The sequence below is a fragment of the Sphingobium sp. CFD-1 genome (assembly GCF_024611115.1).
Lineage (GTDB): Bacteria > Pseudomonadota > Alphaproteobacteria > Sphingomonadales > Sphingomonadaceae > Sphingobium > Sphingobium baderi_A.
Genome location: NZ_CP084398.1, coordinates 2274669 through 2287259, shown reverse-complemented (window position 1 = coordinate 2287259; position 12591 = coordinate 2274669). Strand labels below are relative to the sequence as shown.

Genomic DNA, 12591 nt, shown 5'->3' with positions numbered 1-12591 from the left:
ATGGTCCTGTGATTCACGTCTTCGCCTTTTACCTGTTCGCTGCGCTGGTGGTGTGCAGCGGCGCGCTGACGATCCTGTCGCGCAATCCGGTTCATTCGGTGCTGTGGCTGATCCTGGCGTTCTTCAACGCGGCGGGCCTGATGGTCCTGCTGGGCGCCGAGTTCATCGCGATGCTGCTTGTCATCGTCTATGTGGGGGCGGTCGCCGTGCTGTTCCTGTTCGTCGTGATGATGCTCGACATCGACTTCGCGGAATTGCGTGCCGGTTTCGTCGATTATCTGCCCTTTGGCATGTTGATCGCGCTGGTGCTGCTGGCCGAGATCGTGCTGGGCATCGGCATCTGGAGCGCCGGTCCTATCGAACTGGCCCAGCGCGCCGCGCCGGTGAACCCGGAACTGAGTAATATCCAGGCGATCGGTGGGCTGCTCTACACCCGCTATATCTTCCTGTTCGAAGCGGCGGGCATTATCCTGCTGGTCGCGATGATCGGCGCCATCGTGCTGACCCATCGCGCCCGCGGCGGCGTGCGCGGCCAGAACATCGCGCGCCAGAACCGCCGCCGTCCGGAAGAGGCGATCCGTAACGTCAATCAGCCCGTGGGGCAGGGGGTGGAGCTGTGATCGGTCTTCAGCACTATATGGTGGTCAGCGCGATCCTGTTCGTGATGGGCGTGCTCGGCATCTTCATCAACCGCAAGAATGTCATCATCATCCTGATGGCGATCGAGTTGATCCTGCTCAGCGTGAACATCAACTTCGTGGCCTTCAGCGCCTTCCTCGGCGATCTGGTGGGGCAGGTGTTCAGCATGTTCGTGCTGACCGTCGCGGCGGGTGAGGCGGCCATCGGCCTTGCCATCCTCGTTATCTATTTCCGCGGTCGGGGCACCATTGCCGTCGATGATGTCAACCGGATGAAGGGCTGAGCCTGAACCCATGATCCAGCTTATCGTCCTTCTCCCGCTGCTGGCTGCTGCCATCGCTGGTCTTGGCAACAAGGCCCTTGGCAAGCTGCCCGCGAAGATCGTCACCACCGGCGCGCTGTTTATCAGCTGCGCGTTGAGCTGGCCGATCTTTATCAGCTTCCTGACCGGCCAGGCCGAACCCTATGTCGCGCCGGTCTTCACTTGGATACAGTCGGGCAGCTTCGATGCTCAATGGGCGCTGCGCGTTGATACGATGACCGCCGTGATGCTGGTCGTCGTCACCAGCGTGTCGAGCCTCGTCCACCTCTATAGCTGGGGCTATATGGACGAGGAGCCGGATCAGCCGCGTTTCTTTGCCTATCTGTCGCTGTTTACCTTCGCGATGCTGATGCTGGTGACGGCGAACAACCTGCTCCAGATGTTCTTCGGCTGGGAAGGCGTCGGTCTGGCGTCCTATCTCCTCATCGGCTTCTGGTTCCGCAAGCCCTCCGCCAACGCCGCTGCGATCAAGGCGTTCGTCGTCAACCGCGTCGGCGATCTTGGCTTCATGATGGGGATTTTCGGCACCTATCTGGTGTTCAACACCATCTCGATCCCGGAAATCCTGGAAGCCGCGCCGTCCATGGCCGGTTCGACCATCGGGTTTCTGGGCTACCGTTTCGACACCATGACCGTGCTTTGCCTGCTGCTGTTCATCGGCGCGATGGGCAAGTCGGCGCAGCTTGGCCTGCACACCTGGCTGCCGGACGCGATGGAGGGGCCGACCCCGGTGTCGGCGCTGATCCACGCGGCGACCATGGTGACGGCGGGCGTGTTCATGGTGTGCCGCCTCTCGCCGATGTTCGAAACATCGCCCACGGCGCTGGGCTTTGTGACCTTCATTGGGGCTGCGACCTGTCTCTTTGCGGCGACGGTCGGCACGGTGCAGAACGACATCAAGCGCGTCATCGCCTATTCGACCTGTTCGCAGCTCGGCTACATGTTCTTCGCGGCGGGCGTCGGCGCTTATGGCGCGGCGATGTTCCATCTCTTCACCCACGCCTTCTTCAAGGCGCTGCTGTTCCTGGGCGCGGGTTCGGTGATCCATGCGATGCACCATGAGCAGGACATGCGCTACTATGGCGGCCTGCGGAAGGAGATTCCGATCACCTTCTGGACGATGACGCTGGGGACGCTCGCCATCACCGGCGTCGGCTTGCCGCTGATTGGCGTCGGTTTTGCCGGTTTCTATTCGAAGGACGGTATTCTCGAAGCGGCCTATGCTTCGGGCGGTGCGGGTGTGGGCGCCTATCTGGTCGGCGTATTCGCCGCGCTGCTCACCAGCTTCTATAGCTGGCGTCTGGTGTTCCTCACTTTCTTCGGCAAGCCGCGCTGGGCCGCGTCGGAGCATATCCAGCACGCGCTGCACGACGCGCACGGCCATGGATCGGAGCATGACAATGCGCCCGCGCAGGAAGATGCCGGACATGATCCGCATGGTCATGAACGGGATGCACATGCTCTGTCGACGGGCACCGGCGGCTATCATCCGCACGAAAGCCCGTGGGTCATGCTGGTGCCGCTCGTCGTGCTGGCCCTTGGCGCCGTGTTCGCGGGCTTCATCTTCCATGACCAGTTCATCGGTCCGGAAGGCGGCGTCGCGTTCTGGAAGGGCGCCCTGGCGTTCGACAGCCATCTGATGCATGCGAGCCATGAAGTGCCGACTTGGGTCAAGTTCGGTCCCTTCACGGTGATGCTGGCCGGCCTGGTTATAGCCTGGCTGAGCTACATCAAGCATACAGATTGGCCGCGGCGTTTCGTCGCGCAGTTCGGCGTGCTCTATCAGTTCCTGCTCAACAAATGGTATTTCGACGAGCTGTATCATGTGCTCTTCGTGAAGCCTGCCTTTGCCATCGGTCGCTTCTTCTGGAAGTTCGGTGACATCGGCTTCATCGACCGCTTCGGGCCGAACGGTCTCGCTGCACTGGTCGTGCAGGGCAACAAAGTCACCCGCCGGCTTCAGTCCGGCTACCTCTACACATACGCGCTGGTGATGCTGATCGGCCTCGCCGCGGCCGCAACCTGGGCGATGACACGATAATGGACGGCTTCCCCATCCTTTCCCTGATGATGGCAGTGCCGATGGCGGGGGCCATCGCCTGTCTGTTCGCGGGCGCTCAGCAGGCGCGCTGGATCGCTCTGCTGGCGACGCTGGCCGATCTGGTGCTGGGCATCGTGCTGTGGATCAACTTCGACCAGTCGGCCAGCGCGCCGCAATGGCAGTTCCAGGAATATGCCCCGATCTTCGGGCGCTTTGCCTGGGCCTTGGGGATTGACGGCATCGCCCTGATGCTGATCGCGCTCACCGTATTCCTGATGCCGATCTGCATCGGCGCGAGCTGGCAGGCGATCGAGAAGCGGGTCGGCGAATATATGGCTGCTTTCCTGTTCATGGAGGTGCTGATGATCGGCGTCTTCACGGCGCAGGATCTCTATCTCTTCTACATCATGTTCGAAGCGGGCCTTATTCCGATGTATCTCATCATCGGCATCTGGGGCGGCGCGGATCGTATCTACGCCTCATATAAATTCTTTCTCTATACGCTGCTCGGCTCGGTGCTGATGCTGATCGCGATGATGTGGATGGTGCATGAAGCCGGGACGACCGAAATCCCCGCGCTGATGGCCTATAATTTCGATCCGCATGTCCAGATATGGCTATGGCTGGCCTTCTTCGCGAGCTTTGCCGTCAAGATGCCGATGTGGCCGGTCCATACCTGGCTTCCCGACGCGCACGTTCAGGCGCCGACCGCCGGTTCCGTCATTCTGGCGGGCGTGCTCCTCAAGATGGGCGGTTACGGGTTCATCCGCTTCTCGCTGCCCATGTTTCCGGAGGCATCCGCGCAACTCGCGCCGCTGGTCTGGGGCCTGTCGATGGTGGCGGTGGTCTACACCAGCCTCGTCGCGCTGGTGCAGTCGGACATGAAGAAGCTGATCGCTTATTCCTCGGTCGCGCATATGGCAATCGTGACGCTGGGCCTGTTCGCCTTCAATCAGGCGGGTCTGGAAGGCTCGATGATGGTGATGCTGGGACACGGCCTCGTGTCGGGCGCATTGTTCCTTTGCGTCGGTGTGATCTATGATCGCCTGCACACGCGGGAGATCGCGCGTTATGGCGGGCTGGCCATCAACATGCCCAAATATGCGGTGCTGTTCCTGCTGTTCACGATGGCGGCGGTCGGCCTGCCGGGCACCAGCAACTTCGTGGGTGAGTTCCTGTCGCTGATGGGGGTCTATCAGGTTTCGACCTGGGCGGCTCTGGTCGGCACGTCCGGCATCATCCTTGGGGCGGCCTATATGCTCTATCTCTATCGTCGCATCTGCTATGGCGAACAGAAGAATGCCGATGCGGCGGCTATGCCCGACCTGTCGGTCAGGGAAGTCGCGCTGCTCGCGCCCATTGCCGCGGTCGTGCTGTGGATGGGGATCTATCCGGAAAGTTTCCTCGCGCCCATGCGTCCTGCCATTCATGCGCTGGAAGCGCGCCTCGCATCCGCCGCTCCAGCGGGAGATTCCAAGATTGAGATGGGTGCGCCCAAGCCGGTTGGAGAAGGCGCGGTCCATGAAGAAGTTGCCGCGCATGGGGAGGCGCACTGATGATCGATACAGCTTCCCTTCTGGCGGTCCTGCCCGAACTGATCCTGACGGCTGGCGGACTGGCGCTGCTCCTGACTGCAGCCTTTGGCGGCGAGGGCATGGCGCGCTTCGTAAACTGGCTTTCCGTGATTATCCTTGCGGTGGCGGGCGTGGCCCTGTGCTGTTCTCTGGAACACGGTCCTGATGCCTTTGATGGATTGGTGCGGGCGGATGCTTTCTCGGTCTTTGCCAAAGCGCTGATCTATGGTGCCGCAGCAGCCGCGATCCTGTTGGCCCCGCGCTTCTTTGCCGTGGGTCATACCATTCGCGCGGAATATCCGGTCCTCATCCTGTTCGCCGCCGTCGGTATGGGGATGATGGTGTCGGCGGGCGATATGCTCACGCTCTATGTCGGTCTGGAGATGAACAGCCTTGCCTCCTATGTGTTGGCGAGCTTCATGCGTCAGGATGAGCGTTCGTCGGAGGCAGGTCTTAAATATTTCGTGCTGGGTTCGCTGGCGAGTGGTATTCTGCTTTACGGCACGGCGCTGCTCTACGGCTTTACCGGCAGCACGGCATTTGATGGCATTTCGCTCGCCCTGTCGGACGGTGTGTCCAAGGGTGAGCTGTTCGGGTTGGTCTTCGTTCTTGCAGGGCTGGCGTTCAAGATCAGCGCGGTGCCGTTTCACATGTGGACGCCAGACGTCTATGAGGGCGCGCCCACGCCAGTCACTACCTTCTTTGCCAGCGCACCCAAGGTGGCGGCGGTCGCCCTGACAGTCCGCGTCGCGATCGAGGCGCTGGGACCGGCGGGTCTTGACTGGCAGCAGATCGTGATCTTCGTGGCGCTGGCCTCGATCATTTTCGGGGCCGTGGCGGCAATCGGCCAGACCAATATCAAGCGGCTGATGGCCTATTCGTCGATCAACAATGTGGGCTTCGCGCTGATCGGCCTCGCCGCAGGCACGCCCGCAGGCGTTGCCGCAACGATGAGCTATATGGCGATCTATGTGCTGATGACGATCGGCAGCTTCGCCTGCATCCTGCAGATGCGCGATGCGGAGGGCAATCCAGTCGAAACGATCGCCAGCCTTGCGGGCCTGTCGCAATCGCGCAAGGGGCTGTCGGCGGCGTTTGCGATTTTCATGTTCTCCATGGCCGGCATCCCGCCGCTGTTCGGCTTTTGGGCGAAGTTCCTGGTGTTCGATGCGGCTGTGGCGGCCAATCTCGCGGCGCTTGCGGCAATCGGCATCGCGGCGTCCGTGATCGGCGCCTATTATTATCTGAAGATCATCAAGACGATCTATTTCGACGAACCCGCAGCCGCTTATGAAGCGCGCGGCGGCGCGGTCGAAAATGTGATCCTGACCGCTTGCGCCGTCGTGATCGTGCTGGGTTATCTGCTCAACCCCGCGCTGGATAAGGCTAGCGCGGCAGCGGCGGCGTCGCTGTTCTGACCGAAATCCGCTTCGTCGAGGAAACCGGCTCCACCAATGCCGATATGATGGCATGGGTGGAGCAGGGCGTATCCGAAGGAGCATGGCTCCGCGCGGGGCGGCAGACCGGCGGGCGTGGCCGCATGGGCCGGTCTTGGGAAAGCCCGGAAGGCAATCTCTATTGCTCGACGCTGGTGCGCCTTCGTGCGCTTGACCCGGCGCCTCACACATTGGCGTTGGTGGCTGCCAATGCTGTTCATGCGCTGATCGCGCCCTTGGCTGATGGGCAGGCGCGCATCAAATGGCCCAATGACATATTGGTCGATGGCGCGAAGATTGCCGGTATCCTGCTGGAAAGGGCAGGAGAGGCAGTTATTGTGGGCATAGGGATCAATGTGAAGGGGCATCCAAAGGATCTGGATAGGCCAGTGACCTCCCTGGCCGCACAAGGCGCAGGAGAGGCTGAGGCGGAAGGCCTGCTTGAAAGGTTGGCGGCGTTGTTCGCCCATTGGCTAGCCATCTGGCGCGCGCAAGGACTTGATCCGGTGCGAACGCATTGGCTTCTCAATGCCCATGCTACGGGCACGGCCATGCGCGTCAACCAACCTGATGGAAGCATATTGGAAGGGCGCTTCGAAACATTGGATCGCGATGGCATGCTGATCCTGCGCTTGGCGAATGGCGATCCCCGTGCCATTCATGCAGGCGACATCCTTCTCATCTGATATTCGGGGAACAGCCATGCTTCTCGCGATTGACGCGGGCAATACCAACGTCGTTTTCGCGCTTCTGAGTGAAGGGGAAATCCGTGCGCGCTGGCGCATTGCGACCGATCCCAGACGGACTGCGGACGAATATGCCGTGTGGCTGAACCAGTTGCTGATGCTGGAAGGCTATGCGATCGGGGATGTCGACGCCGTCATCATCGCAACGGTCGTGCCGCGTGCGCTCCATAATCTTCAGGTGCTGGCTGAGAAATATTTCAAGGTTGAACCGCTGATCGCCGGCCATGCTCCAGTGGAGTGGGGCGTGGAACTGGATGTCGAGCAACCTTCTTCGGTGGGCGCCGATCGGGTTGTAAATGCCATTGCGGCGCACCATCTTTACGAAGGCGATCTGATCGTCATTGATTTCGGCACCGCGACGACATTTGACGTGGTGGATTACAAGGGCGCTTACAAGGGCGGCATCATCGCAGCAGGCATCAACCTGTCTCTCGACGCACTGGTCGCGGCGGCAGCGAAGTTGCCCAAAATAGCGATCGCGCCGCCGGAGAACCGATCAGTTATTGGTCGCACTACCGAAGCGCAGATGCATATCGGCGTATTCTGGGGTTATGTGGCGATGATGGAAGGACTGGTCGCCCGCTTGCGTGCGGAAATCGGCCGTCCGACCAAAGTGATTTCGACGGGGGGCCTTGCGGTCCTCTTTGATGAGAATAGCGATATTTTCGATGCCATCGCGCCCGACCTGACCATTCAGGGACTGGCGCTGCTGCACGAACGGAGTAAACAAGCATAATGACACCCGGAGACGAGCTGCTCTTCCTGGCCCTTGGCGGGTCGGGAGAGATCGGCATGAACGTCAATCTTTACGGTTGCCAGGGAAAATGGGTGATGGTGGACCTGGGTCTGACCTTCGCCGATCCTGCCTATCCCGGCGTGGAACTGATATTGCCAGACCTCTCCTTTATCGAGGAGCGGCGGGATGACCTGTTGGGCATTGTCCTGACGCATGGTCATGAAGACCATATCGGAGCCATCCCCTATCTGGCCGCCGATCTCGGGGTGCCGCTTTATGCCACGCCGTTCACGGCGGGCCTTATCCGGTTGAAGCTGGAAGAGGAAGGGTTGGTTCAGGAGGTCGAACTCAACGTCATCGAAAATGAGGGCAGCTTTGCGCTTGGTCCCTTCGGTTTCCGTTATGTGCCGCTGGCGCATTCGATCCCCGAAGGCAATGCGGTGCTGATCGACACGCCTTACGGCCGCATCTTTCACACCGGCGACTGGAAGCTGGATGAGCGGCCCCTGCTTGGCGCGCCATCGACGCCGGAGGAGTTGACCGCGATCGGCGACGAAGGCGTGCTGGCCCTTGTGTGCGACAGCACCAACGTGTTCAATTCTGAAGCCAGCGGGTCGGAAGGCGATGTGCGCGAAGGTCTGATGGCGACCATATCCGGGGCTAAGGGACGCGTGCTGGTCACGACCTTTGCGTCCAATGCCGCCCGCCTCCAGACCCTTGGCGAGGTCGCGGTGGCGACGGGCCGTCGCCTTTGCGTCGCCGGGCGTTCGCTCGACCGGATCATTTCCAATGCGCGCAACGCTGGCTATCTCAAGGATTTTCCGCCGACGATCGATTGGGACGCTGCGATGGCATTGTCACGCAATGAAGTGATGATCGTGGCGACTGGCGGGCAGGGAGAAGCGCGTGCCGCCCTGTCCCGCATTGCCTTCGATTCCCATCCTATCAAGCTGGCTGAAGGCGATCTGGTCGTCTTTTCCTCCAAGCAGATTCCCGGCAATGAAATCGCAATCGGTCGTATCCAGAACGCCCTGGCGACCAGCGGCGTGCTGATGGTGACGGACAGACAGGCCGAGGTCCATGTATCGGGCCATCCCGGTCGGCCGGAACTGGAAGCCATGTATCGCTGGATTCGCCCGGAAATATTATTGCCTGTCCATGGCGAGCGTCGGCACATGGCCGAGCAGGCCCGGCTGGGCCTGACGTCGGGCATCCGCAATGCCGTGGTGCAATCCAATGGCGATCTGTTGCGGTTGGCGCCCGGAGGCCCGGAAATCATCGGTCATGAAGCGAGCGGCAGGCTTGTGCTGGATGGCGACGTCATCCTGCCCGCTGACGGCACGACCATGAATGAACGGCGCAAGATAGCCTTGCATGGCCAGATCAGCGTTGCGGTGGCTGTGGATTCGAAGGGACGCGTGGTCGGGCAACCGGCGCTTCGCACGCAGGGTGTCCCGGTCGAAGAGGATAAGGCTGCATTTCTGGAAGAAGCCGCTGCCGAGGCAGCCCAGGCGGTTGCCAAGGGTGCGCGGGAAGAGGAAGCATTGCGGGAACGCATTCGCCTTGCCGTCCGCCGGACGGCGACGCGCTGGACCGGTAAGAAGCCGGTGGTGGACGTCCTCCTCATTCGCGCCTAATCGAGTTTCCCATGAACTGGTATGCCATCTTCGCCATTTACGTGCTGTTCTGGGTGATCAGCGCGTTCATCGTCTTGCCCTTCGGCATTCGCACGCCCGATGAAACCGGGGAGATTTTGCGGGAAGGGCAGGCGGACAGCGCCCCAAGCAACTTCAGGCCTGGCGTGGTCGTCTTGCGGGCGACCATCCTTTCGGCGGTGCTGTTTGGCCTCTACTACGCCAATTATGTCGAAGGCTGGGTCACGCTCGACAAGCTGCCGGGCTATAGCCGCTCAAACTGATCGCTATGGAATGCAGCCGGTCGGGTCCAAGTCCGGCCGCAGCCGGTCCGCCTATTGCCGCAGCCGCTCGATCGCCTGCGCGAGCGCCACATAGAGCTTGCCCATGTCGGACGACAGGATCGCGACACCCAGCGCATTGCCATCCCTTGCCGATAGGATGATCCGCAACATCGATTCGAAATCGTGAATGTAGCGGTTCACATGATCGCGAAACTCTGAATCCTCATCATAATGGAGGGCGATTTCGCGCGACTCTCCGGCATCCAGCAACTTCACCGCGCGTCGTGTGAAAACGCCGCGATCGCCCTTCAGATAGGATGACCAGGCCGAATCAGTTACGTCGTTCGACAATATCTTCGCAACGTCGATTGCCGTGCTGTTCAGCGATTCGATCAAAAGGGCGGATCGGCGGGCGAAATGATCCCGATCGCGTTCCTCGGCGGCACGTTCCGCCTGCTCGATCCGCTGCTCCACATTGCTGCTGGTGTCGGCAATCGTCAGCAACTGGCGCATCAGCCTTTCGGATGCTTGATGTGCAGCCTTGACCGCTTCCTCGGCAACTCTGGACAATTGTTCGATCTGGACAGCGACGCGATCGCCGATGGCGCGTTCCATTGCTTCCTCGCTGGCATCGGCCAGGGCCTGCGCCGCTTCGGGAATGGTCCTGCCTAATGCCTGACGCGCCCGTTCGGCGGCCTGATCGGCGGTATCCTTGACCCGCAACAGAGCCGTGACCAGCAAGGGACCGGCGCCTTCCGTGATGCGCGTGGCATCCTGATGCGCGCCGTCGAGCGCCAGCCGCAGCCGGTCCACCAATTCGCGATTGGATTCCAGTCCGCCCTGCGTGCTTTCCAGCCATTCCGTCAGGCGGCTGCCTTGACCCCGCAACAGCTCTTCCGCTTCCTGCGTCCGACCGAGGAGGGCTTCCGAAATGGCCTCCAGCCGTTCCAGTTCGGGCGTCGCGCTTGTCATAAGGGTGCGGCTGCGTTCCATCCGCGCGTCGAACCGTTCCAGCGCCGCCGGATAGGTTTCGTCCAATTCCCTGACACTCGAATCCAGCGCGACGAGCAGCGTTTCCGCGCAGGCGATCAGCTTTTCCGCCGTTATGCCGCCGCCAGCCAGCGCATTGTCTATCCGTTGCGTTTCGGCGGTCAGGCTGGACAGGGCGTCGGTCAATCTTTCGGTGCGCGCAATGGAGGATTGCTCCATCGCCCCGAAGCGCTCTTCCGCCGCTGCCAGCGTGTCGCCCAGTTGCCCATGCAGGCTTGCCATCAAGGTCCGCTGACCTTCGACCAGATCGTTTATCTGATGCAGGCGATTTTCGACTTCACCCATATTGTCGGCAAGCGTGGCGACCGTTTCGTCGCCAATGGCATCGATGCTGGTGCGCGACCTCGTGACGAGTGAATCCAGCGCCTTCGCCTGATCGGACAGTCGCGTATCGCACTCCGCCAGCACGGCCTGGACCTGAGCCTGCGTGGCTTCCATCCGTTGCCGCAAATCGGCTTCAATGACGTTTATGCTGTTGCCCATGGTGACAAGCGCCGCCTGACCTGTCGCTGCGATTCCGGTCTGGGATCGGTTGAGCAGATCTTCCAGAGCCGATTTCTGATTGCCCAGTTCATCGACTGTCGATGACATAACGTGCTGGAGTTGGCTCAGCGTCTGGTCGATCGCCTGTTGCAAATGGGCCGTGGTAGTTTCCATTTCCGCCGCGAAAGAGGACCGGCTGGCTTGCGTGACCGCTGCTATGCTTTGGCGGACGCTCTGCATGAGCGCCTCCAGATCGGAAGCCTGTTGTTCGATGGCCTGCCGGTTTTCGTCCGTGGCAGAACGGGCGCCTTGCATGGTCGCTTCCAGCCGAGCGGCGGCGATGTCGGCGATGCCGGTCATCTCCTCACTGGCCGACCGGGTGGCCTCCTGCACCTGCACAAGCTGGCTCGACAGGCTCTTGGTCGCGGACAATGTTCGCGTGCGGGTGTCGTCGGACAGTTCGCCCAACGCGTGGAGCCGCGCTTCCAGCGCATCGATCCGCTCCGACAGGGCATGGCCGTCATCCACGATCCGGGCGGCCATGCGCGCGGCCCGATCTTCCAGGTCCGGCATGGCCTCGATCAGGGTATTCAATTGGGTGACGAGTGCCTGGCCTGCCTTTTCGGCGGACTCGGTATCGCGCACCGTGCTTTGCGCGCGGCTGGCGATCAATTCGGCGGAAGCCTCCATATTGCTGCTCGCCGCCGCGCCATAGCTATCCAGCAGTTCGGCTTGGTCCTGCATGGTCTGGCGCGACGCTTCAAGCTGGCTGGCAATCCGGCCCAGCCGCAGTTCCAGCAGGTCCGCCTCGGCGCGCAATGCCTGAGCCGTGTTGAGATAGCGCCTGCTTTCCGTCCGGCTGTTGCGGATGAGCAAGATATAGCAAACGCCCAACAGGATGATGGGGATGAGCAGGGTGGCGACCATGCCGGGCCAGACCGCCGGACCCGCCCGCCACTGGCCCGACGACATATTGGCCCAGATCGCGAAGGTCAGCCATGCCGCCGCAAAAAGGAAAAGGGCGATCTGCGTTCGTTTGAGCGCGCGATCGGCCTGCGCCGGCGGGGCTTCATCCTCCTCCATGTCGAAAAGGCTTTGTTCCAAAGGCGATACATCGTCCACGCGCGATGCGTCGATCGCCGATTTTTCGTTGTCGCGCCAAAACTCGACGATTGTGCTGCCCCCGGTCATGGCGGCTATAGTAGCATCTTTTCCTGCAACGAAAATGCCCTGTTACCAAAACTTAACGCAAGCCAGATAGCATCTGGCCCATGTCTTATGATCCTGGCGCCTTGAATGCAGCTCTGGCGGCGGCTGTTGGTGAAGATTCGGCGTTGATCGCCGACCTGCACGTTGCGTTCATGGAAAGCGCGCTCCGTCAGGTCGATTTGCTCGCCCGGGCGCGTTGCGACGCCAATTGGGAATTGGCTGCGTGGCGGCTGAAGGGGCTGGCGGCCAGTTTCGGCCTGACGGGCCTGATGGCGCTGGCGGAGGAAGCCGTGCAAGCGGCGCCAGGCGACCCCCGAATTCTCAAGCAATTGCGGACAGCGCTCGCGGCTCTCGAACAGGGTTGATCCTTTTGTGCCAAGGCGTCGCTTGCGCGATTGCTCCGGCCTTGCGAAAAGGCGGCTACACAAGAACGGGTC

The 12591-nt window shown here is 61.3% G+C and carries 11 protein-coding genes; 10 read left to right on the top strand and 1 reads right to left on the bottom strand.

Features of this window, described 5'->3' with window-relative positions; translation table 11 throughout:
• Positions 1-8: 8 nt before the first annotated feature.
• Genes LDB26_RS11540 through LDB26_RS11500 form a run of 9 tightly spaced genes read left to right on the top strand, consistent with a single transcriptional unit; the run spans position 9 to position 9412 of the window.
• On the top strand, positions 9-620 hold the full coding sequence (locus LDB26_RS11540) for an NADH-quinone oxidoreductase subunit J (protein WP_021247121.1): 612 nt from the start codon (positions 9-11) through the stop codon (positions 618-620).
• Positions 617-922, top strand: a complete 306-nt coding sequence (gene nuoK / locus LDB26_RS11535) for an NADH-quinone oxidoreductase subunit NuoK (RefSeq protein WP_021247120.1) — start codon at positions 617-619, stop codon at positions 920-922. The genes LDB26_RS11540 and nuoK overlap by 4 nt, the downstream gene beginning before the upstream one ends.
• Before the next feature lie 10 nt (positions 923-932).
• On the top strand, positions 933-3002 hold the full coding sequence (gene nuoL, locus LDB26_RS11530; protein ID WP_257538510.1) for an NADH-quinone oxidoreductase subunit L: 2070 nt from the start codon (positions 933-935) through the stop codon (positions 3000-3002).
• Positions 3002-4558, top strand: a complete 1557-nt coding sequence (locus tag LDB26_RS11525) for an NADH-quinone oxidoreductase subunit M (RefSeq protein ID WP_257538509.1) — start codon at positions 3002-3004, stop codon at positions 4556-4558. The genes nuoL and LDB26_RS11525 overlap by 1 nt, the downstream gene beginning before the upstream one ends.
• Positions 4558-5994, top strand: a complete 1437-nt coding sequence (gene nuoN, locus LDB26_RS11520; protein WP_257538508.1) for an NADH-quinone oxidoreductase subunit NuoN — start codon at positions 4558-4560, stop codon at positions 5992-5994. The genes LDB26_RS11525 and nuoN overlap by 1 nt, the downstream gene beginning before the upstream one ends.
• Positions 5995-5999: 5 nt before the next feature.
• Entirely contained in the window at positions 6000-6698 is a 699-nt protein-coding gene (locus LDB26_RS11515) for a biotin--[acetyl-CoA-carboxylase] ligase (RefSeq protein ID WP_257542096.1), read from the top strand.
• A gap of 16 nt (positions 6699-6714) precedes the next feature.
• On the top strand, positions 6715-7494 hold the full coding sequence (locus LDB26_RS11510) for a type III pantothenate kinase (RefSeq protein WP_062066658.1): 780 nt from the start codon (positions 6715-6717) through the stop codon (positions 7492-7494).
• Positions 7494-9131 carry a ribonuclease J gene (locus LDB26_RS11505; RefSeq protein ID WP_257538507.1) on the top strand — a complete coding sequence of 546 codons (1638 nt, stop codon included), beginning with the start codon at positions 7494-7496 and terminating at the stop codon, positions 9129-9131. Before LDB26_RS11510 ends, LDB26_RS11505 begins: the two co-directional genes overlap by 1 nt.
• 11 nt (positions 9132-9142) lie before the next feature.
• On the top strand, positions 9143-9412 hold the full coding sequence (locus LDB26_RS11500; protein ID WP_062066652.1) for a DUF1467 family protein: 270 nt from the start codon (positions 9143-9145) through the stop codon (positions 9410-9412).
• A gap of 51 nt (positions 9413-9463) precedes the next feature.
• On the opposite strand, the gene LDB26_RS11495 is transcribed toward LDB26_RS11500, so the two are convergent.
• Complete coding sequence (locus LDB26_RS11495) at positions 9464-12136, bottom strand: hypothetical protein (RefSeq protein WP_257538506.1); 2673 nt, start codon at positions 12134-12136, stop codon at positions 9464-9466.
• 80 nt (positions 12137-12216) lie between these two features.
• On the opposite strand from LDB26_RS11495, the gene LDB26_RS11490 reads away from it, so the two are divergent.
• Positions 12217-12519, top strand: coding sequence for a hypothetical protein (locus LDB26_RS11490; protein WP_062066646.1), 303 nt, complete (start codon positions 12217-12219; stop codon positions 12517-12519).
• The last annotated feature ends 72 nt before the right edge of the window (positions 12520-12591 follow it).

Coding starts and splice junctions, on each gene's coding strand:
- LDB26_RS11490 (WP_062066646.1), top strand. CDS start 12,217: ATGTCTTATGATCCTGGCGCCTTGAATGCAGCTCTGGCGGCGGCTGTT.
- LDB26_RS11505 (WP_257538507.1), top strand. CDS start 7,494: ATGACACCCGGAGACGAGCTGCTCTTCCTGGCCCTTGGCGGGTCGGGA.
- LDB26_RS11500 (WP_062066652.1), top strand. CDS start 9,143: ATGAACTGGTATGCCATCTTCGCCATTTACGTGCTGTTCTGGGTGATC.
- LDB26_RS11510 (WP_062066658.1), top strand. CDS start 6,715: ATGCTTCTCGCGATTGACGCGGGCAATACCAACGTCGTTTTCGCGCTT.
- nuoL (WP_257538510.1), top strand. CDS start 933: ATGATCCAGCTTATCGTCCTTCTCCCGCTGCTGGCTGCTGCCATCGCT.
- nuoN (WP_257538508.1), top strand. CDS start 4,558: ATGATCGATACAGCTTCCCTTCTGGCGGTCCTGCCCGAACTGATCCTG.
- LDB26_RS11495 (WP_257538506.1), bottom strand. CDS start 12,136: ATGACCGGGGGCAGCACAATCGTCGAGTTTTGGCGCGACAACGAAAAA.
- LDB26_RS11525 (WP_257538509.1), top strand. CDS start 3,002: ATGGACGGCTTCCCCATCCTTTCCCTGATGATGGCAGTGCCGATGGCG.